At 74.8% G+C, this 21052-nt stretch carries 15 protein-coding genes; 6 read left to right on the top strand and 9 right to left on the bottom strand.

Annotated elements, in window-relative coordinates; translation table 11 throughout:
• Nucleotides 1-5: 5 nt before the first annotated feature.
• The 3 genes from ABZ861_RS03670 to ABZ861_RS03660 form a co-directional block, all read right to left on the bottom strand.
• Nucleotides 6-1469 (bottom strand): glutamate synthase subunit beta, encoded by a 1464-nt coding sequence (locus tag ABZ861_RS03670; protein ID WP_361623038.1) that lies wholly within the window; start codon nucleotides 1467-1469, stop codon nucleotides 6-8.
• Nucleotides 1462-5991 carry a glutamate synthase large subunit gene (gene gltB / locus ABZ861_RS03665; RefSeq protein WP_361623622.1) on the bottom strand — a complete coding sequence of 1510 codons (4530 nt, stop codon included), beginning with the start codon at nucleotides 5989-5991 and terminating at the stop codon, nucleotides 1462-1464. Before gltB ends, ABZ861_RS03670 begins: the two co-directional genes overlap by 8 nt.
• Nucleotides 5992-6463: 472 nt before the next feature.
• Nucleotides 6464-7195 (bottom strand): VIT1/CCC1 transporter family protein, encoded by a 732-nt coding sequence (locus ABZ861_RS03660; protein WP_361623035.1) that lies wholly within the window; start codon nucleotides 7193-7195, stop codon nucleotides 6464-6466.
• A gap of 363 nt (nucleotides 7196-7558) precedes the next feature.
• Here ABZ861_RS03660 and ABZ861_RS03655 point away from each other — a divergent pair, with 363 nt between their 5' ends.
• Genes ABZ861_RS03655 through ABZ861_RS03630 form a run of 6 tightly spaced genes read left to right on the top strand, consistent with a single transcriptional unit; the run spans nucleotide 7559 to nucleotide 14473 of the window.
• Nucleotides 7559-8650, top strand: coding sequence for an ADP-ribosylglycohydrolase family protein (locus ABZ861_RS03655; RefSeq protein ID WP_361623032.1), 1092 nt, complete (start codon nucleotides 7559-7561; stop codon nucleotides 8648-8650).
• On the top strand, nucleotides 8647-9795 hold the full coding sequence (locus ABZ861_RS03650; RefSeq protein ID WP_361623029.1) for an ADP-ribosylglycohydrolase family protein: 1149 nt from the start codon (nucleotides 8647-8649) through the stop codon (nucleotides 9793-9795). The genes ABZ861_RS03655 and ABZ861_RS03650 overlap by 4 nt, the downstream gene beginning before the upstream one ends.
• A 7-nt stretch (nucleotides 9796-9802) precedes the next feature.
• Complete coding sequence (locus ABZ861_RS03645; RefSeq protein WP_361623026.1) at nucleotides 9803-11005, top strand: ADP-ribosylglycohydrolase family protein; 1203 nt, start codon at nucleotides 9803-9805, stop codon at nucleotides 11003-11005.
• On the top strand, nucleotides 10993-12369 hold the full coding sequence (locus tag ABZ861_RS03640) for an ADP-ribosylglycohydrolase family protein (protein ID WP_361623023.1): 1377 nt from the start codon (nucleotides 10993-10995) through the stop codon (nucleotides 12367-12369). The genes ABZ861_RS03645 and ABZ861_RS03640 overlap by 13 nt, the downstream gene beginning before the upstream one ends.
• Nucleotides 12366-13580, top strand: coding sequence for a CoA transferase (locus ABZ861_RS03635; protein WP_361623020.1), 1215 nt, complete (start codon nucleotides 12366-12368; stop codon nucleotides 13578-13580). The genes ABZ861_RS03640 and ABZ861_RS03635 overlap by 4 nt, the downstream gene beginning before the upstream one ends.
• Nucleotides 13577-14473 carry an aldolase/citrate lyase family protein gene (locus ABZ861_RS03630; RefSeq protein ID WP_361623017.1) on the top strand — a complete coding sequence of 299 codons (897 nt, stop codon included), beginning with the start codon at nucleotides 13577-13579 and terminating at the stop codon, nucleotides 14471-14473. Before ABZ861_RS03635 ends, ABZ861_RS03630 begins: the two co-directional genes overlap by 4 nt.
• A 329-nt stretch (nucleotides 14474-14802) precedes the next feature.
• On the opposite strand, the gene lgt is transcribed toward ABZ861_RS03630, so the two are convergent.
• The 6 genes from lgt to ABZ861_RS03600 all read right to left on the bottom strand — a co-directional run bounded on the left by lgt (nucleotide 14803) and on the right by ABZ861_RS03600 (nucleotide 20975).
• On the bottom strand, nucleotides 14803-16092 hold the full coding sequence (gene lgt, locus ABZ861_RS03625; protein WP_361623014.1) for a prolipoprotein diacylglyceryl transferase: 1290 nt from the start codon (nucleotides 16090-16092) through the stop codon (nucleotides 14803-14805).
• Nucleotides 16093-16200: 108 nt separating this feature from the next.
• A complete protein-coding gene (locus ABZ861_RS03620) occupies nucleotides 16201-16974 on the bottom strand; it encodes a thioredoxin domain-containing protein (RefSeq protein ID WP_361623011.1) in 774 nt (257 codons plus the stop codon).
• Between the two features lie 87 nt (nucleotides 16975-17061).
• The gene (gene trpA, locus ABZ861_RS03615) at nucleotides 17062-17880 is read right to left on the bottom strand and encodes a tryptophan synthase subunit alpha (protein WP_361623008.1); all 819 of its coding nucleotides are present in this window, start codon (nucleotides 17878-17880) and stop codon (nucleotides 17062-17064) included.
• Entirely contained in the window at nucleotides 17877-19160 is a 1284-nt protein-coding gene (gene trpB / locus ABZ861_RS03610; protein ID WP_361623005.1) for a tryptophan synthase subunit beta, read from the bottom strand. The genes trpA and trpB overlap by 4 nt, the downstream gene beginning before the upstream one ends.
• A 325-nt stretch (nucleotides 19161-19485) precedes the next feature.
• Nucleotides 19486-20295 carry an indole-3-glycerol phosphate synthase TrpC gene (trpC, locus tag ABZ861_RS03605; RefSeq protein WP_361623002.1) on the bottom strand — a complete coding sequence of 270 codons (810 nt, stop codon included), beginning with the start codon at nucleotides 20293-20295 and terminating at the stop codon, nucleotides 19486-19488.
• 176 nt (nucleotides 20296-20471) lie between these two features.
• A complete protein-coding gene (locus ABZ861_RS03600) occupies nucleotides 20472-20975 on the bottom strand; it encodes a DUF2752 domain-containing protein (protein WP_361622999.1) in 504 nt (167 codons plus the stop codon).
• Between the last annotated feature and the right edge of the window lie 77 nt (nucleotides 20976-21052).

Raw genomic sequence — 21052 nt, 5'->3', positions numbered from 1 at the left:
GCGGATCAGGCCATGAGCGAGCGGTCCGTCGGGCGGATCGGGGACGGCAGGTCGCTGGCCCCGGTCAGGCGCCGGTCGACGCCGCGGGCGGCCGAGCGGCCCTCGGCGATGGCCCACACGATGAGCGACTGGCCGCGGCCGGCGTCGCCCGCGACGAACACGCCGGGCACGTTGGTCTGGAAGTCGGCGTCCCGGGCGATGTTACCGCGCTCGTCCAGCTCCAGGCCGAACTGCTCGACCAGGCCGTTGACCCGGTCGGTGCCGGTGAAGCCCATGGCGAGCGTGACGAGCTGCGCGGGGATGCGGCGCTCGGTGCCCGGCTTGGAGGCGAGCCTGCCGTCGGCGAACTCGACCTCGGTCAGGTGCAGCCACTGCACGTTGCCGTCCTCGTCGCCCTCGAAGTGGCTGGTGGAGGCGGAGTAGATCCGCTCGCCGCCCTCCTCGTGGGCCGAGGTGACCTTGTACAGCATCGGGAACGTCGGCCACGGCTGGTCCGTCGGGTGCCGCTCGTCGCCGGGTCGCGGCATGATCTCCAACTGGGTGACGGAGGCGGCGCCCTGGCGGTGGGCGGTGCCCACGCAGTCCGCGCCGGTGTCGCCGCCGCCGATGACGACGACGTGCTTGCCCTCGGCGGTGATCGGCGGGCTGACGTAGTCGCCCTCCTGCACCTTGTTGGCCAGCGGCAGGTACTCCATGGCCTGGTGGATGCCGTTCAGCTCGCGGCCGGGCACCGGCAGGTCGCGGGACGTCGTCGCGCCGACGGCCAGGACCACCGCGTCGTAGCGCTTCTTGAGATCGGTGGCCTTGACGTCGCGGCCGACCTCGACGCCGGTGCGGAAGCGGGTGCCCTCCGCGCGCATCTGCTCGATACGGCGGTTGATGTGCCGCTTCTCCATCTTGAACTCGGGGATGCCGTAGCGCAGCAGGCCGCCGACGCGGTCCGCCCGCTCGTACACGGCGACGGTGTGACCGGCCCGGGTGAGCTGCTGGGCGGCGGCCAGGCCGGACGGGCCCGAGCCGACGACCGCGACGGTCTTGCCGGAGAGCCGCTCGGGGATCTGCGGGGCGACGTCGCCGGTCTCCCACGCCTTGTCGATGATCGAGACCTCGACGTTCTTGATGGTGACCGGCTGCTGGTTGATGCCCAGCACGCAGGCGGACTCGCACGGGGCGGGGCACAGCCGGCCGGTGAACTCCGGGAAGTTGTTGGTGGCGTGCAGGCGCTCGGAGGCGGCCGCCCAGTCCTGGCGGTAGGCGTAGTCGTTCCACTCCGGGATCAGATTCCCGAGCGGACAGCCGTTGTGGCAGAACGGGATGCCGCAGTCCATGCACCGGCTGGCCTGGGCGCTGACGATCGGCAGCAGCGAGCCGGGAACGTACACCTCGTTCCAGTCCCGCACGCGCTCGGGCACCGGGCGGGACGCGGCGATCTCACGGCCGTGGTGCAGGAAGCCCTTCGGGTCAGCCATGGGTCGCCGCCTCCATCATCTTCTCGGTGATCTCGGTCTCGGACAGACCGGCTCGCTCGGCGGCGTCCTTGGCGGCGAGCACTGCTTTGTAGGCGCTGGGAATGATCTTGCTGAAGCGCGGCGCCGCGGTGTCCCACTCGGCGAGCAGCTTCCGCGCGACGGTGGAGCCCGTCTCCTCCTGGTGGCGGCGGACCACGTCGTGCAGCCACTGCCGGTCGGCGTCGTCCAGCGCCTCCACGGCGCCCAGGTTGCCTGCGTTGACGTTGTCCCGGTCGAGGTCGACGACGTAGGCGACGCCGCCGGACATGCCGGCCGCGAAGTTGCGGCCGGTCTCGCCCAGGACCACCGCGCGGCCGCCGGTCATGTACTCGCAGCCGTGGTCGCCCACGCCCTCGGAGACGACCAGCGCGCCGGAGTTGCGGACGCAGAACCGCTCGCCGGTGCGGCCGCGCAGGAACAACTCGCCGCCGGTGGCGCCGTAGGCGAGGGTGTTGCCCGCGATGACGCTGTACTCGGCGAGGTGCTCGGCCGCGCGGTCCGGGCGGACCACGATCCGGCCGCCGGACAGGCCCTTGCCGACGTAGTCGTTCGCGTCGCCCTCCAGGCGCAGCGTGACGCCGCGCGGCAGGAACGCGCCGAAGGACTGGCCGGCGGAGCCGGTGAAGGTGACGTCGACGGTGTCCTCGGGCAGGCCCGCGCCGCCGAACTTCTTCGTCACCTCGTGGCCGAGCATGGTGCCGACCGTGCGGTTGATGTTGCGGATGGCGACCTGGGCGCGCACCGGCTGGGCCTCGGCGGCGCCGGGCGCGGCCAGCGCGTCGGCGGCGAGCCGGATCAGCTCGTTGTCCAGGGCCTTCTCCAGGCCGTGGTCCTGGGCGACGACCCGGTGGCGGACGGCGCCGTCGGGCAGCTCCGGCACGTGCAGCAGCGGCGCCAGGTTCAGGCCCTGCGCCTTCCAGTGGTCCACGGCGCGGGTCACGTCGAGCGCCTCGGCGTGACCGACGGCCTCGTCGACGGAGCGGAAGCCCAGCTCGGCGAGGAGTTCGCGGACCTCCTCGGCGATGAACTGGAAGAAGTTCACCACGTGCTCGGCCTTGCCCGCGAAGCGCTCGCGCAGCACCGGGTTCTGGGTGGCGATGCCGACCGGGCAGGTGTCCAGGTGGCAGACGCGCATCATCACGCAGCCGGAGACGACGAGCGGAGCGGTGGCGAAGCCGAACTCCTCGGCGCCCAGCAGCGCGGCGACGACGACGTCGCGGCCGGTCTTGAGCTGGCCGTCGGTCTGCACGACGATGCGGTCGCGCAGCCCGTTGAGCAGCAGGGTCTGCTGCGTCTCGGCCAGGCCCAGCTCCCAGGGGCCGCCCGCGTGCTTGAGCGAGGTCAGCGGGGAGGCGCCGGTGCCGCCGTCGTGGCCGGAGATGAGCACCACGTCGGCGTGCGCCTTGGACACGCCGGCCGCGACCGTGCCGACGCCGACCTCGGAGACCAGCTTCACGTGGATGCGGGCCTGCGGGTTGGCGTTCTTCAGGTCGTGGATGAGCTGGGCCAGGTCCTCGATGGAGTAGATGTCGTGGTGCGGCGGCGGCGAGATGAGGCCCACGCCGGGGGTGCTGTGCCGGGTCTTGGCGACCCACGGGTAGACCTTGTGGCCGGGGAGCTGGCCGCCCTCGCCGGGCTTGGCGCCCTGGGCCATCTTGATCTGGATGTCGTCGGCGTTGACCAGGTACTCGGAGGTCACGCCGAAGCGGCCGGAGGCCACCTGCTTGATCGCTGAGCGGCGGGCCGGGTCGTACAGGCGCTCGGGGTCCTCGCCGCCCTCGCCGGTGTTGGACTTGCCGCCGAGCTGGTTCATGGCGATGGCGAGGGTCTCGTGCGCCTCCTGGGAGATGGAGCCGTACGACATGGCGCCGGTGGAGAAGCGCTTGACGATGTCGGAGACGGGCTCGACCTCGTCGAGCGGGACCGGCTGCCGGCCGGACGCGAAGCCGAACAGGCCGCGCAGCGTCATCAGGCGCTCGGACTGCTCGTTCACCCGGGAGGTGTACTTCTTGAAGACGTCGTAGCGGCCGGTGCGCGTGGAGTGCTGGAGGCGGAAGACCGTCTCCGGGTCGAACAGGTGCGGCTCGCCCTCGCGGCGCCACTGGTACTCGCCGCCGATCTCCAGCGCCCGGTGGGCCGGGGCGATGCCGGAGGCGGGGTACGCCTTGGCGTGGCGGGCGGCGACCTCCTTGGCGATGACGTCGACGCCGACGCCGCCGATCTTGGTGGCGGTGCCGGCGAAGTACTCGCCGACGAACGCCTCGTCGAGGCCGACGGCTTCGAAGACCTGGGCGCCGCGGTAGGAGGCGACGGTGGAGACGCCCATCTTGGACATGACCTTCAGCACGCCCTTGCCGAGGGCGTGGATCAGGTTGCGGATGGCCGTCTCCGGCTCGGCGCCCGGCAGGAAGGTGCCCGCGCGGACCAGGTCCTCGACGGACTCCATGGCCAGGTAGGGGTTGACCGCGGCGGCGCCGAAGCCGATGAGCAGCGCGACGTGGTGGACCTCGCGGACGTCGCCGGCCTCGACCAGCAGGCCCACGTGGGTGCGCTGCTTGGTGCGGATGAGGTGGTGGTGCACGGCCGCGGTGAGCAGGAGCGACGGGATCGGCGCGTGCTCGGCGTCGGAGTGGCGGTCGGACAGCACGATCAGCCGGGCGCCGTTGCCGATGGCGGCGTCGGCCTCGGCGCAGATCTCCTCGATGCGCGCGGTCAGGCTGTCGCCGCCGCCGGAGACCCGGTACAGGCCGGAGAGGGTCGCGGCCTTGAAGCCGGGCATGTCGCCGTCGGCGTTGATGTGGATGAGCTTGGCCAGCTCGTCGTTGTCGATCACCGGGAACGGCAGCGTGACGCTGCGGCAGGAGGCCGCGGTGGGGTCGAGCAGGTTGCCCTGCGGACCCAGCGAGCTGCGCAGGGAGGTGACCAGTTCCTCGCGGATGGCGTCCAGCGGCGGGTTGGTGACCTGGGCGAAGAGCTGGGTGAAGTAGTCGAAGAGCAGGCGCGGGCGCGCGGAGAGGGCGGCGATCGGCGAGTCGGTGCCCATGGAGCCGATCGGCTCGGCGCCGGACTTGGCCATCGGCGCCAGGATGACGCGCAGCTCCTCCTCGGTGTAGCCGAAGGTCTGCTGGCGGCGGGTGACCGAGGCGTGGGTGTGCACGATGTGCTCGCGCTCGGGCAGGTCGCCCAGCTCGATCTCGCCGGCCTCCAGCCACTCGGCGTAGGGCTGCTCGGCGGCGAGGGACGCCTTGATCTCGTCGTCCTCGATGATGCGGTGCTCGGCGGTGTCGACGAGGAACATCCGGCCGGGCTGGAGGCGGCCCTTGCGGACGACCTTGCCGGGGTCGATGTCGAGGACGCCGACCTCGGAGCCGAGGACGACGAGGCCGTCGTCGGTGACCCAGTAGCGTCCCGGGCGCAGGCCGTTGCGGTCCAGCACGGCGCCGACCTGGGTTCCGTCGGTGAAGGTGACGCAGGCGGGGCCGTCCCAGGGCTCCATCATCGTGGAGTGGAAGGCGTAGAACGCGCGCCGGTCCGCGTCCATGGACGCGTGGTTCTCCCACGCCTCCGGGATCATCATCAGCACGGAGTGCGGCAGCGAGCGGCCGCCGAGGTGCAGCAGTTCCAGGACCTCGTCGAAAGTGGCGGAGTCGGAGGCGTCCGGGGTGCAGACCGGGAAGATCCGCTCCAGCCGCTCCGCGTCCCCGAACAGCCCGGAGGCGAGCTGGGACTCGCGGGCGCGCATCCAGTTGCGGTTGCCCTGGACGGTGTTGATCTCGCCGTTGTGCGCGACGAAGCGGTAGGGGTGGGCCAGCGGCCAGCTCGGGAAGGTGTTCGTGGAGAAGCGGGAGTGGACCAGGGCGATGGCCGAGGCGAAGCGGCGGTCGGACAGGTCCGGGAAGAACGGCTCGAGCTGGCCGGTGGTCAGCATGCCCTTGTAGACGAGGGTGCGGGCGGACAGCGAGGGGAAGTAGACGCCGGCCTCGCGCTCGGCGCGCTTGCGCAGCACGAACGCCTTGCGGTCCAGCGCGATGCCCTCGACGGCGGCGGCGCTCTCGGACCGCTCCGCGGCGACGAAGAGCTGGCGGAAGACGGGCATGGTGGAGCGGGCGGTGGCGCCGAGGAGTTCGGGGGCGACCGGGACGTCGCGCCAGCCGAGGACGGTCAGGCCCTCGTCGGCGGCGATCGTCTCCAGGTGCGCGACGGCGTCCGCGGCGCCGTCCTCGGGCAGGAAGGCGACGCCGACGGCGTAGGCGCCGGCGGCGGGCAGCTCGAATCCGGCCACCGCGCGCAGGAACGCGTCGGGCACCTGGCAGAGCAGGCCGGCGCCGTCGCCGGAGTCGGGCTCGGAGCCGGTGGCGCCGCGGTGCTCCAGGTTGCGCAGCACGGTCAGCGCCTGCTCGACCAGCGCGTGGCTCGCCTCGCCGGTGAGGGTGGCCACGAAGCCGACGCCGCAGGCGTCGTGTTCGTCGCGGGGGTCGTACATACCCTGCGCGGCAGGGCGAGCATCCATGAAGGACCAGTTTCGGCCGTTCGCGGAGTGCTGGGACGGCTGGCGCGGCGTACGCATCGGCTCTCCCGTCGTCGTCGGTGGCATGTGCAGGTGCTGAAGGGACGACGTTGGCCCTCGTGCGGGATGCGAAATTTCGTGCAGGTTACATGATGGGGCGCATCTCGGTGAGCGGATAGTCCTGTCCAACATGCGGACACGACCGTGGGCGGCGTGGGGTTTCCGCGCCCGGCGGCGGAGACTTCGCGCAGGAGTGGGACGGGCGGGATCGGTCGGATGCCGCGCCCGGCGGCCCAGGGGGGAGAGAGCGGCGGCTTCGCCCGCTCCGCAGGGGTGCGCGGCGGGCCTCGTTGCCCGGAGCGCGTACGGCTCATGCCCGGCGGTCACACCCCCGAAACCAGCGGGTAACCGGGTACTTGTGCGGCGCTCCGCTCAGGCCCCTGTCCACTCATCCTACGGCCGTCCCGAACAGGACCCCCAGGAGATACGTCACACCGGCCGCGGCGCCGCCCAGCAGCAGTTGCCGCACACCGCTGTACCACCAGCTCCGCGCGGTCACCCTGGCGACCACCGCGCCGCAGGCGAACAGCCCGAGCAGGGCGAGCAGCACGGCAGGCCACAGCGCGGCGGCGCCGAGCAGGTAGGGCAGCAGCGGGAGCAGCGCGCCGAGCGCGAAGGACCCGAAGGAGGAGACCGCGGCGACCAGCGGGGAGGGCAGGTCCCCCGGGTCTATGCCCAGCTCCTCGCGGGCGTGGATCTCCAGCGCCTGCTCGGGGTCCTTCGAGAGCTGCCGGGCCACCTCGCGGGCGAGCGCGGGCTCGACGCCGCGCGCCGCGTACAGCGCGGCCAGCTCGTCCTCCTCGTCCTGCGGGTGCTTGTGCAGCTCGCGGCGCTCGACGTCCAGCTCGGCCTCGACCAGCTCGCGCTGGGAGGCGACGGAGGTGTACTCGCCGGCCGCCATGGAGAACGCGCCCGCGGCCAGCCCGGCGAGCCCGGTCAGGACGATGGCCTGCTGCCCGACCGAGCCGCCCGCGACGCCGGTCATCAGGGCGAGATTGGAGACCAGGCCGTCCATCGCGCCGAAGACCGCGGGGCGCAGCCAGCCGCCGTTGACGTCGCGGTGGGTGTGGTTGTCCCGGTGCGCCTCGTGCAGCGTCGCTTCGGTGTCGAGGATGGCCACGACGGTCCCCCAGTCAGGTTAGGAAAGGCTTGCTTTTGGACGCGTTCTACTTTTCGACAACACTCAATCTATGCCGCGGGATTCCCGCCCGCCAGCAAGGGGAGGCTGCGCTAACCAGGGAGTTCACCGATGCCCCGGCAGCGGTGGATCAACCCGCCGCGCTGTCGTCCGGGTGACGCGGAGGCCGGAGAGGCTGCGTCGCGGCCCGGACCGGGGACAGTTCCGCCAGGGCGTGTCTCGAGAGCAGCGCCGTCCGCCCGCGGGGCGGCCCCGGCGGCGTCTGACGGACGGGACGCGTGAGACACGCCCTGGGGGCGCCGCGCCCGGTACGGCGCGCCCGGCGCGGCGAGAGGAGAGCCCGCGATGGCAACCGAGCTACAGGAGCGGGCGCGCGGCGCGCTGCTCGGCCTCGCGGTCGGCGACGCCCTCGGCGCGCCCGCGGAGAACCTGCGGCCGTCCGAGATCCGCGCCCGCTGGGGCCGGATCACCGGCTACGTCGCCGCGCGCCCGGCCGGTACCGACGACACCGAGTACGCCCTCTTCTCCGGCTGCCTGCTGCTGCGGCACGGCGCCGCGCTCACCCCCGCCGACGTGGAGACGGCCTGGCACGAGGAGATCGCCTGCCGCGCCGAGGGCCCCTTCCGCGGCGCCGGGTTCAGCGAGCGGGGCACGCTGGAGAACCTGCGCCGCGGCCTGGCCGCCCCGGTCTCCGCGCAGCACCGGCACGCCTGGAGCGACGGTCTGGCCATGCGGGCGGCCCCCTACGGGGTGTTCGCCGCCGGGCGCCCCGCGGAGGCGGCCCGGCTGGTCGCGATCGACGGCTCGGTCAGCCACGAGGGCGAGGGCGTGCACGGCGGCCGGGCGGTGGCGGCCGGGGTCGCGGCGGCCATGGCGGGCGCGCCGCCGGTCACCGTGGTGGCCTCGGCCCTCGCGGTGGTCCCGGACGACTCCTGGACCGCCCGCGCGCTGCGCCGGGCGGTCGCGGCGGCCCGCCGCGGCGAACGGGCGGTGCGCGCCGCGGCGGTGATCGGCGGCTACCCCTGGTCCGACCTGGCCCCCGAGGCGGTGGCCCTCGCCTTCGGCGCCTACGCCGCCGCCGACGGCGACTTCCGGGACGCGGTCCTCACCGCCGTCAACATGGGGCGCGACGCCGACACCACGGCGGCGGTCGCGGGCGCCCTGGCCGGGGCGACCCACGGGGCGTCCGCCATCCCCGGCGACTGGGCGGCCGCCATCGGCCCGGCCCGCGGAAGCTGCCTGCCGTCGATGGCGGGCCGTCATGTGCTGCACCTGGCGGACCGCCTGATCGAGGCCGGGGCCGCGGCGCACGGCGACTGCGCGCGGACGGGCGGCCGGACGCCGGCGGACGCGCGCCCCGTGGCCGCCGCCGCTCCCGCGCCGCCCGACCCGGCCGCCTATGTGCTCACCGCCGACGAAGCCGAGGCGGGGACATGACCGAGTGCCGCGAGCCGGACGCCGCGACCGGGCCCCGGCGGATCGAGGGGATGCTGCTCGGGCTGGCCGCCGGGGACGCCGCGGGCTGGCCCGCCGCGCGGCACCGGGCCGCGCGGATGCCGGAGTGGACGCGCCGGCTCACCCGTGAGCTGGACGCCTTCGCCGAACAGCACGCGACGACGACCCTGCCCGTCCCGATCGCGCTGAACCAGCCGCCCGAGCCGCTGCGCCTGGGTCCCTCCGACGACGCCGAGTGGGCGGCGTTCGCCGCCGAGGCGCTGCTGCGGGCCGGGGACGACGACGCGCTCGGCGACCTCAGCCGGGAACGCCGGATCAGGGCCGCGATCGATCTCACCTGGAGCGCCGCGGCCGCCGAGGTCGCGGCCGCCGCCGACCGCCCGCTCGAGGCGGGGTGCGCCGTCCTCCCGCTGCGCGCCCGGATCTCCGTACGGGCCGGTCTCGGCAACCTGGCCACCGGACTGCGGCCGCCCGCCGCCGGCCACGACAATCCGCACTACTTCGACGACGCGGCCTGCGTCCGCGCCTGCGTGCTGGCCGCCGCCTGCCCCGGCGACCCGCTGGGCGCCGCCGAGCTGGCGGAGTTCGACGCCCGCTACACGCAGGACGGCGACGGGGTGCACGGCGCGCGGGCGATGGCGGCGGCGCTCGCCGCGGCCCTGGCCGGCGCGGAGAGCGGCGACTGCGCGGCGGCCGCGCTGGCCGAGCTGCCCGCGCGGACGGAGATCGGCCGCAACGCCCGGCACGCCCTGCGCCTGGCCGGCGCCGGCGAGGACCCGTTCGCGCTGGTCCCGCTGCTGGAGCACGAGATCGTCGACCACGTCTACAGCTACGGCGTCGCCGCCGCCGAGACGGTGCCCATCGCCCTGGCCCTGGCCGTGGCGGCGGACGGCCGGATCGCGCGGGCGCTGCCCGCCGCGGCCTGCCTGTCCCGGGTGGCCGACTCGGCCCCCGCCCTGACGGGCGCGCTCACCGGCGCGCTGGGCGGCGCCGCGGCGATCCCGGGCCCCTGGCGGGACGCGTGCCGCGTCCTGTCCGGCTGTGTGCTGCCCCGGCTCACCGGCACCGACCTGGTGGAACTCGCCGGACTACTGGAAACCGCGCAACCGGCTCAGCCGAGGGGATGATGCGGGCATGACGCCCACCAGAGAAGAAACGCGCACAGAGGGAACGCGCTCGGAAGGTCACGAGCCGACGCTGGAGGAGCGGATCACCGGGGCGCTCGTCGGCGCCGCGGTCGGCGACGCGCTCGGCGGACCCGTCGAGGGCTACTCCCCCGACCAGATCCTCGAGCGCCACGGCGGCCGGATCCGCGGCGTCGTCGGCCCCTGGCACGGCGACGACTGGCGCACCGCCCGTCCGGTCGCGCCCTACCACAAGGGCGACGGCCACGTCACCGACGACACCTTGATGACGCACGCCCTGGTGCGGGTGTACGCCCGGGTCCGCGACCACCTCGACGCCTACGCCGTCGCCGACCACCTGGTCCCCGACCTGATGACCACCCCGCGCTGGATCCCCGAACTGGAGGCCGAGGCGCTGCCGCTGCACCGGGTGTTCCTGGCGGAGAAGTGGCTGGCGGCGCGGCTGCACTACGGCCACGTCGACCCGCGCGAGGCGGGCGTGGGCAACATCGTCAACTGCGGGGCCGCGATGTACATGGCCCCGGTCGGCCTGGTCAACGCGGCCAACCCGGCCGCCGCGTACGCCGAGGCGCTGGACGTGGCCGGCGCCCACCAGTCCTCCTACGGCCGCGAGGCGGCGGGCGTGCTCGCCGCCGGGGTGGCGGCGGCCTGCGCGCCGGAGGCGAGCCCCGACACGGTCGTGACGGCCTGCCTCGCGCTGGCCAAGGACGGCACCCGGACCGCGATCGAGAAGGTCTGCGAGGCGGCAGGCGGCTGCGCGGACGCCGAGTCGGCGCTCGGCGCGCTGCGCGCCGCCGTCGCCCCGTACGACACGGTGGGCCCGGACTACCGCGCCCCCTCGCTGGGCGCCCGCCGCCCGTCCCGGCTGCACGCGATCGAGGAACTGCCCGTCGCGCTCGGCATGCTCGTGGCGGCCCGCGGCGACTTCCGCGAGGCCGTCCTCGGCGCGGTGAACTACGGCCGCGACTGCGACTCCATCGCGACCATGGCCGGGGCGCTGGCCGGGGCGCTGGGCTCGCCGGTCCCGCAGGACTGGGCGACGACGGTGGCCGAGGCCAGCCGCCTCGACCTGTGGGCGCCGGCCCGCACCCTGGCCGAGGTGACCGGCGAGGTCTTCGCCGCGGACGTACGGCGGCGGCGGGCGCACGAGCGGGCGTTCGCCGCGATGGGAGGCCCGGCGTGCTCCGACTGACCTGGGTCCAGCCCGAGGACCTTTTGGGCCATGAGCTGCGCGAGGCCGCCCAAGACGGGCGCGAGCCGTCGGCGATCGCCGCCCGGTGGCGGGCGGCGGGCGGACTGGACGCCCCGGCCCGCGCCGGCGCCTCCCCCGAACCGGCCTCCCGGTACATGCGGCTGCTCGCGGAAGACCTCCTGGACGAGCTGGCCGAACTGCCGAGCCGCTGGGCGGAGGCCGAACCGGCGGACCTGGCCGGGATCCGGGCCCTGTGCCCCGACTGGCCCGCGGACCCCCGACGGGACGGCCAGGCCGCGCCCGCCGTGCCCCGGCCCGAGCGCTACGAGGCCGCCTGGCTCGGCCGGGCGGCGGGCTGCCTGCTCGGCAAGCCCGTCGAGAAGCTCCCCCTGGAGGGCATCCGCCTGCTCGCCCGCGCCGCCGGTGACTGGCCGCTGAGCGCCTGGTTCACCGCCCGCGGCGTGCCCGCGGACCTGGCAGCCCGCTACCCGTGGAACCGCCGCTCCGCGGCGACCAGCCTGGCCGAGAACATCGACGGCATGCCCGAGGACGACGACCTCGACTACCCGCTGCTCAACCTGATGCTGCTGCGTCGGCACGGCCGGGCCTTCCGCACCGCCGACGTCGCCCGGCTCTGGCTGGAGGAACTGCCCGCCGGCCGCGCCTTCACCGCCGAGCGCGTCGCGTACCGCAACCTGCTGCTCGGCATCGAGCCGCCGCGCACCGCCCGGCACCGCAACCCCTTCCGCGAGTGGATCGGCGCCCTGATCCGGGCCGACGTGCACGGCTGGACCAACCCGGGCGACCCGGCCGCCGCCGCCGAACAGGCGTACCGGGACGCCTGCCTCACCCACACCGCGAACGGCGTCTACGCGGCGATGTTCGCCGCCGCCGCGCTGGCGACGGCGGCGGCCGGCGGCCACGACGTGCACGCCTGCCTGGCCGCCGGGCTGACCGTGGTGCCGCCCGGCTCGCGGCTGGCCGTCGCGGTCCGCCAGGCCGTGCGGCTGGCGAACACCCATCCGGACTTCGACGCGGTCGTGGACGCGCTGCACGCCGCCCACGCGGGCTGCCACTGGGTGCACGCCGTCCCCAACACCGCGCTGATCGCCGCCGCCCTCACCCACGCCGACGGCGACTTCGGCGGCGCCGTCTGCCGGGCGGTCTCCGGCGGCTGGGACACCGACTCCAACGGCGCCACGGCCGGGTCGCTCGCCGGACTGCTGGCCGGCGCCCCCGGCGCGCTGCCCGAGCGCTGGACCGCCCCGCTGAAGAACCGCCTGGCCAGCACGGTCGGCGACTTCGACGGCGTCGGCTTCGACGCCCTGGCCCACCTCACCCATCTGGAGGCGTCCCGCCCATGACGGCGCACCCGCCCGGCCCGCAGGGCGCCGCGCCCCTCGCCGGGCTCCGCGTCCTGGACCTCGCGACCCTGTTCGCCGGTCCGATCGCCGCCACGATGCTCGGCGACTTCGGCGCCGAGGTCGTCAAGGTCGAGCACCCCGCCAAGCCCGACCCGGCACGCGGCCACGGACCGGCGAAGAACGGCGTGGGCCTGTGGTGGAAGCTGCTGGGCCGCAACAAACACGCCATCACCCTGGACCTGTCCACGCGTGGGGGCCGGGCGACCCTGCTGCGGCTGGCCGCGGACGCCGACGTGATCATCGAGAACTTCCGCCCCGGCACCCTGGAGAAGTGGGACCTGGGCTGGGCGGAGCTGTCGGCGGCCAACCCGCGCCTGGTCCTCGCCCGGGTCACCGCCTTCGGCCAGTTCGGCCCGTACTCCTCGCGTCCCGGCTTCGGCACCCTGGCCGAGGCGATGAGCGGGTTCGCCGCGATCACCGGGGAGCCGGACGGGCCGCCGACCCTGCCGCCGTTCGGGCTCGCCGACTCCGTCGCGGGCCTGGCCACGGCGTACGCCGTGATGACCGCGCTGGCGGCTCGCGAGCGCACCGGCACGGGCCAGGTCGTGGACATGGCGATCATCGAGCCGATCCTCATGGTGCTCGGCCCGCAGCCCCTCTGGTACGACCAGCTCGGCTACGTCCAGCCGCGCACCGGCAACCGCACCCGCAACAACGCCCCGCGCAACACCTACCGCACCGCGGACGGGACCTGGGTCGCCGTCTCGGCCTCCGCCCAGTCGGTGGCCGAGCGGGTGATGCGCCTGGTGGGCCGCCCGGAGCTGGTCGACGAGCCGTGGTTCGCGACCGGCGCCGAGCGGGCGGCGCACGCCGACGTCCTGGACGAGGCGGTCGGCGGCTGGATCGCCCGGCACACCCGCGACGAGGTGACGGCCGCGTTCGAGAAGGCCGAGGCGGCCATCGCACCGGTCCAGGACGTACGGGACGTGATGGCCGACCCGCAGTACCAGGCGCTCGGCACGCTCGCCACGGTGCACGACCCGGAGCTGGGCCGGATGCGCATGCAGAACGTCCTCTTCCGGCTGTCCGACACGCCGGGCACCATCCGCTGGGCGGGCCGCCCGCACGGCGCGGACACCGACGCGGTGCTGACCGAGCTGGGACTCACCCCCGAGGAGCTGGCCGCGCTGCGCGCGGAGGGCGCGCTGTGACGACCGCCGTCCCCTTCCCGCTCACCTGGCTGTACGCCCCCGGCGACCGCCCCCGCGTGGTCGTCAAGGCGCTCGCCTCCGGCGCCGACGTGGTGGTGATCGACCTGGAGGACGCGGTCGGCCCGGACCGCAAGGAGTACGCCCGCGAGGCCACCGCGGACCTGCTGAGCGAGCCCCCGCCGGTCCCGGTCCACGTGCGCGTCAACGCGCTCGACGGGCCGCTCGCCGCCGCCGACCTGGCGGCGGTGGCCGACCGGCCGGGCCTGGCCGGGCTACGGCTGCCGAAGGTGACCTCGGCGCGGCAGGTGCGCGGGATCGCGCGGCTGCTGCCGCTGCCGAAGGCGACGTCAGCGCGGCAGGGGCGCGGGATCGCGCGGCGCGGCGCGCCGACGGCCGACGGCCCCGGCACGCCGCTCTACGCCCTGCTGGAGAGCGCCCAGGCCATCGAGCACGCCTACGCCATCGCCTCCGCGCACCCGTCCGTGCGGGGCGTCTCGCTCGGCGAGGCGGACCTGCGGGCCGACCTCGGGGTGCGGCAGGACTCCGGGCTCGACTGGTGCCGGGCCCGGGTCGTGGTCGCCGCGCGGGCGGCCGGCCTCGCCCCGCCCGCGCAGTCCGTGCACCCCGACATCCGCGACCTGGAGGGGCTGGCCGCCTCCTGCGCCCGCGGCCGCGCCCTGGGCTTCCTCGGCCGGGCCGCCATCCACCCCCGCCAGCTCCCGATCATCGAGCGCGCCTACCTGCCGACCGACCGCGAACTGGAGGAGGCCGAGACGGTCGTCAAGGCAGCCGCCATGGACCGGGGCGCGCAGGCACTGGCCGACGGCCGCTTCGTCGACGCGGCAGTGGTCGCGGACGCACACCGCACCTTGGCACTGGCCCGCAGATCTTGACGACCCCGCCCCCGCGCGCAGGAGACGCCCCACCTGCTGGGCAAAGCGAGCGCGACGCCCCGACCCTGGCCCCGAGCACAGGAGGCCCCCCTGGCGGGATACGGCAAGCGTGATGCCCCTGTCCGACCCCGCGCGCGGGAGGCGCCCTCGGGGCGGGCTCTTGGTTCGGCCTGCCCAGCACGCCCGGCACGCCGGGGCAGCCCGATGCCGCGCCCAGGAGCCCCCTGCCTTCCGTCGGGCCGCGCCTCCTTCCGGGCGCCCGGCCCCGTGCGAAAGAGGGCGCCCCCGGAAAACTCCGGGGGCGCCCTCCTGCGTGTCGCGGTCGCGCGTCAGCCCTTGCGCAGCGAACCGGAACCGGCGCCGTCCTTCAGACCGGGTTCCTTCGCGAGAGCCGAGTCCTCAGCCACAGCGGAGTCCTGCGGGAGAGCCGAGTCCTTCGCGTCGGCGTCCGCCAGGACCGGTCCGTCCGGCTCGGCCGTCTCAGAGTTTCGGGCGTTCCGGGCGTTCCGGGCGTCCTGAGCCGCGGCATCGCGCGGGGCGCCGACCTCCGCGTCGGCGGCCCCGGCGCTCCCGGAGGCGCTGGCGCCCGCGGCTGCTCCGGCGGTCTCGGCCGCGCGAGACTTCCCGGCAGGCTCCCCGGCCGTGCCGTCCCCGGCAGGCTTCGCGGCCGTGCCGTCCTCAGCAGGCTTTCCGGCCGTGCCATCCTCGGCCGGCTCCCCCGCGCTGCCGGGCGTCGCGGCGCCCTTCTCGTCCGGGCCCGGCGTCTGGGCCGCTTCCGCCCCGGTCGCCTCGCCGTCGGCGGCCAAGCCGCGCTCGACCTCGGCCTCGCGGCCCGGCCGCTTCTTCGCCGACACCCAAATGTAGGCCACCGCCAGCAGGAACACGATCATCGCGGTCCAGTCGTTCAGCCGCAGACCGAGGATGTGGTGGGCGTCGTCGACGCGCATGTACTCGATCCAGCCGCGCCCCACGCAGTACGCGGCGACGTAGAGCGCGAAGGCGCGGCCGTGGCCCAGCCGGAAGCGGCGGTCGGCCCAGATGACCAGGAAGCCGACGCCCACGCACCACAGCGACTCGTACAGGAACGTCGGGTGGTAGTACCCGGGCACCCGGCCGTCCGTCGAGGAGGTGATGTGCAGCGCCCACGGAACGTGCGTCTCTCGTCCGTACAGCTCCTGGTTGAACCAGTTGCCCCAGCGGCCGATCGCCTGGGCGAAGGCGATGCCCGGGGCGACGGCGTCGGCGTAGGCGGGCAGCGGCACGCCCCGGCGCCGGGCCCCGATCCACGCGCCGAGCGCGCCGAGGGCGATCGCGCCCCAGATGCCGAGGCCGCCCTCCCACACCTTGAACGCGTCCACCCAGTTCCGGCCGTCGCTGAAGTACAGCTCGTAGTCGGTGATCACGTGGTAGAGGCGGCCGCCGACCAGGCCGAAGGGCACCGCCCAGATGGCGATGTCGGCCACCGTGCCGACCCGTCCGCCGCGGGCGACCCAGCGTCTGTTGCCGAGCCAGACGGCGACGAAGACGCCGATGATGATGCAGAACGCATAGCCGCGCAGCGGAATCGGTCCGAGGTACAGCACCCCGTGCGACGGGCTGGGAATGTAGGCAAGTTCCATGGCAGGGTCGACGCTACCGCAGCCGGGGCCGGGGCACGGCGGACGGCCCGGCAACGGGTCCGTAACGGGCGCGGCGGTCCGCGGCGGCGCCGGCCGGCGTGCGGACGCTCATCCCTTGGCCGCCGCCTCCACCGTCTGCTTCAGCTTCGCCGGGGTCATCGAGGGGTCCTGGACGATGTTCTTGCCGTTCAGCAGGACGGTCGGGGTGCCGGAGAAGCCGCCGGACTGGAACGCCTGGTGCGACTTGTCGACCCACCCGTCGTGTGTGCCGTTCTTCACACACTTCTGGAAGGCCGGGGTGTTCAGGCCGCTCACCTTCCCGGCGAGCTGGATCAGCCGGCCGTTGTCCGCGTAGGCGTCGTCGGTCTCCTTGGGCTGGTTCTCGTACAGCACGTCGTGGTAGGCGGAGAACTTGCCCGCGTCCTGGGCGCAGGCCGCCGCGTTGGCCGCGCGCAGCGAGCCGGTGCCTTTCAGGTTGCCGTCGATCAGCCTGACCAGGTGGTACTCCACCCGCAGCTCGCCGGCGCCGGTCAGCTCGTGGATCGTCGGGCGGTACTCCGCCTCGAAGCCCTGGCAGGCCGGGCAGCGGAAGTCCTCCCACACCGTGAGCGTCGTCTTCGCGCCGTCCCGACCGACGGGGATCGCCAGGCCGTCCTTGCCCTGCGCTCCCGAGGGCGCCGCCACCGGGCCGGAGTTGCTGCTCTTGCTCTTGCCGGAGTTGGCGGCGAGCACGCCGACCACCGTCGCCAGGGCTAGGACGCAGACCACGGCGGCGGCGACGATCAGCGTGCGCCGCCGCCGCTCGGAGGTCTTCTGCTTCTCGCGCTCGGCCGCCAGCCGCTGGCGCGCGGCGCGCTTTCCTTCATCGTTCTTTCCGCTCACACCACCAGAACGAACCGGGGAGGCGCTCTGCGCCTCCCCGGTCCCAGGTCCACCCGTTCGGATGACCGCACCGCTCGCGGCGGGGTCTTACGCCCGTCCGCGCACCCCGTCCGCCAGCTCGCCGGCGAGGGCGCGGACGGCGTCGAGGCCGGCCGCGTGGTCGGGGGCGTCCAGCATCCGCTTGACGAACGCCGAGCCGACGATCACACCGTCGGCGAACCCGGCGACCTCGGCGGCCTGGGCCGCGTTCGAGACCCCGAGGCCGACGCAGACGGGCAGGTGGGCGGCGGTGGCGCGGGTGCGCTCCACCAGGTCCTGGGCCTGCGCGCCGACGGACTCGCGGGTGCCGGTGACGCCCATCAGGGAGGCGGCGTAGACGAAGCCGGAGCCGACCGCGGTGATCTCGGCGAGCCGCTCGTCCCTGCTGCTGGGCGCCACCACGAAGACGGTCGCCAGGCCCTGCTTGTCAGCGTGCTCGCGCCACAGCGCGGACTCCTGGACCGGCAGGTCGGGCAGGATGCAGCCGGCGCCGCCCGCCTCGGCCAGCTCGGCGGTGAACCGCTCGACGCCGTAGCGGTCGACGGGGTTCCAGTAGGTCATGACGAGGACCGGCTTGCCGGTGGCCGCGTGCGCCTCGCGGACCGTGCGCAGCACGTCGGCGATGCGGACGCCGCCGCGCAGGGCGATGTCGTCGGCGGTCTGGATGACCGGTCCGTCCAGGACCGGGTCGCTGTGCGGGAGCCCGACCTCGACGACGTCGGCGCCGCCGTCGAAGACGGCCTTGACCGCCTCGATGCCGCCGTCCACGGTCGGGAAGCCGGCCGGGAGGTAGGCGATGAGGGCGGAGCGGCCCTCCGCCCGTGCGGCGGCGAGGGTGTCGGACAGAAGCCGGACGTTTCCGCTCACTGGGCGTCTCCCTCGATCTCGGCGGTGGCGGCCTGGTCGGCGGCCACCTCGGCGTCGGCCTCGTACAGCCCGAAGTAGCGGGCGGCGGTGTCCATGTCCTTGTCGCCGCGGCCGGAGAGGTTGACCACGATCAGTCCGTCCTCGCCCAGCTCCCGGCCGACCTCCAGGGCGCCGGCCAGCGCGTGCGCGCTCTCGATCGCCGGGATGATCCCCTCGGTGCGCGACAGCAGGCGCAGGGCCCGCATCGCCGCGTCGTCGGTGACCGCGCGGTACTCGCCGCGGCCGGAGTCCTTGAGGTAGGCGTGCTCGGGGCCGATGCCCGGGTAGTCCAGGCCGGCCGAGATGGAGTAGGGCTCGGTGATCTGGCCCTCGTCGTCCTGGAGGACGTAGGAGCGGGAGCCGTGCAGGACGCCGGGCTCGCCGGCGGTCAGGGTCGCCGCGTGCTCGCCGGTGTGCACGCCGTGGCCCGCCGGTTCGCAGCCGATGAGGCGGACGCCCTCGTCGGGGAGGAAGGCGTGGAAGAGGCCGATGGCGTTGGAGCCGCCGCCGACGCAGGCGACGGCGGCGTCCGGCAGCCGCCCGGTGCGCTCCAGGAGCTGGCGGCGGGCCTCGACGCCGATCACCCGGTGGAAGTCGCGGACCATCGCCGGGAACGGGTGCGGCCCGGCGACGGTGCCGAACAGGTAGTGGGTGCGGTCGACGTTGGCGACCCAGTCGCGGAACGCCTCGTTGATGGCGTCCTTCAGCGTGCGGCTGCCGGACTTCACGGCGACGACCTCGGCGCCGAGCATGCGCATCCGGGCCACGTTGAGCGCCTGCCGCTCGGTGTCGATCTCGCCCATGTAGACGGTGCAGTCGAGGCCGAAGAGCGCGCAGGCCGTGGCGGTGGCGACGCCGTGCTGGCCGGCGCCGGTCTCGGCGATCACCCGGGTCTTGCCCATGCGCCGGGTGAGCAGGGCCTGCCCGAGCACATTGTTGATCTTGTGGGAGCCGGTGTGGTTGAGGTCCTCGCGCTTGAGGAACACCCGGGCGCCCCCGGCCTGCTCGGCGAACCTCGGTACCTCGGTGAGCGCGCTGGGGCGGCCGGTGTAGTTCACCAGCAGGTCGTCCAGCTCGCGGGCGAACTCGGGGTCGGCCTTGGCCTTGTCGTACTCGACGGCGACCTCGTCCACGGCGGCGACCAGCGCCTCCGGGATGAACTTGCCGCCGTAGGCGCCGAAGTAGCCTTCGGCGCTGGGCACACGGCCCTCGGGATCGGGGATGAAGAAGTCGCTGGGCATGCGGAAGCCTCACGGTGGGTGCGGGAAAGGACGCTGCTCTCCGTGGGGACGGGGACGGTCAGCGGCCCGCGGGCCCGCCGCGGCCGACGGCGGCCGCGCGGCGCCGCGCGCTCAGACCGAGTCCCTCGCCCCGCGAGGGCGCTGCCATCGGCGTCCGTTCACCTGGCCCGGCTCGTCCCCGATCACGTAGCGCACCCGGCGTCCGTGCACCCGGCGCGCGGGCGCACGGCAGCCGCGGGGCCGGCAGCCGCGCGCGAGGCGGGCGTACGGGTCCCGGGCGACGGGGGTGAGCGGGAGCTTCATCGGGGCCCAGCCTAGCGAAGGTTCAGCTCCGGCCGTGCCGCAGCGCCGGGTGGGCGCCGGCCGCCACCAGGTCGGCGACCGCGGTCTTCGGGTCGCGGCCGGTGACGAGGGACTCGCCGACCAGGACCGCGTCGGCGCCGGCGTTGGCGTAGGCGATCAGGTCGTGCGGGCCGCGCACGCCGGACTCGGCGACCTTGACGACGCCGTCCGGGATCTCCGGAGCGACCCGCTCGAAGGTGTCGCGGTCGACCTTCAGCGTCTTCAGGTCGCGCGCGTTGACGCCGACGACCTTGGCGCCCGCGGCCACCGCGCGCTCTGCCTCGTCCTCGTCGTGCACCTCGACAAGCGGGGTGAGCCCGATGGACTCGGCGCGCTCGATCAGCGACTCCAGGGCGGGCTGGTCCAGGGCGGCCACGATCAGCAGCACGAGGTCGGCGCCGTGGGCTCGGGCCTCCCAGAGCTGGTAGGAGGTGACGACGAAGTCCTTGCGCAGGACGGGGACGTCCACGCGGGCGCGGACCGCCTCCAGGTCGGCCAGCGAGCCGCCGAAGCGCCGCTGCTCGGTCAGCACCGAGATGACGGAGGCGCCGCCGGCCTCGTAGTCCGCGGCGAGTCCGGCCGGGTCGGCGATGGCGGCGAGCGCGCCCTTGGACGGGCTGGAGCGCTTGACCTCGCAGATCACCTTGACGCCGTCGCCGCGCAGCGCGGCCACGCCGTCCTTGGCCGCGGGCGCCTTCGCCGCGCGCTCCTTGAGCTCGTCGAGGCTGACGCGCGCCTGCCGTTCCGCAAGGTCGGCACGGACTCCGTCGATGATCTCGTCGAGCACACTCACGCGAGCGGCCCCCTTCCAGACGGTGGGATGTTCCAGCGGGTCGAGCGGCCTCCGGCGACCGGCTGACGGGGATCAAGCGGGCCGGAACCGGCGGTCACTGCGATGGTATCCGCAGGAGGGCGAAGGCCCCGCATCCGGTGGACGGCGGTCCCACGACCTGGACGCGCACCGGCCGCTCAGGGGTGCAGCAGGGCGCCCTGGGGCAGGTTGCGGACCACGGTGAAGACGACGACCAGCGCGACCAGGCACCACGTCTGGGCCGTGCCGAGCGCGAGCCGCAGGGGCCGGCCGCGTACCGCGGCGGCCGCCCAGGCGGTCCACACCGCGGCGAAGACGACGGCGCCCACGACGGCCAGGGCGTTGTCGTGCAGGGCGGTGAGCAGGTCCCCGTGGACGAGGGCGTGCGCGCTGCGCAGGCCGCCGCAGCCGGGGCAGTACAGGCCGGTCAGGCGCAGCAGCGGGCAGGCCGGGTAGTGGCCGGGCTGGTTGGGGTCGACCGTCCCCACGTAGGCGGCGGCGCCGGCGACGGCGGCCAGGATCCCGGCGGGCACGGCGAGCCGTCCGAGGACGGCCCGCGGGTGCATGGCGGGCGCCGCGGGGGCGTCGTACGCGGCGCGCGGGGCGGGTATGGGCATCCGGCCGGGCGCGGCCCTCCTGCTGTCGGCTGTCACGTGACGCATTCTGCCCGGCGCCGCGCGTGCCCGCAGCCGCGCGGGCGGGACGCCGGACGTCCGTGCGGCGGCGGGAGAACGGGCGA

Origin of the sequence: Streptomyces sp. NPDC046985 (genome assembly GCF_040644415.1) — a bacterium.
Taxonomy (GTDB): Bacteria; Actinomycetota; Actinomycetes; order Streptomycetales; family Streptomycetaceae; genus Streptomyces.
Note: the sequence above shows the minus strand (reverse complement) of the source record. Positions and strands in the feature narration are given on the sequence as shown.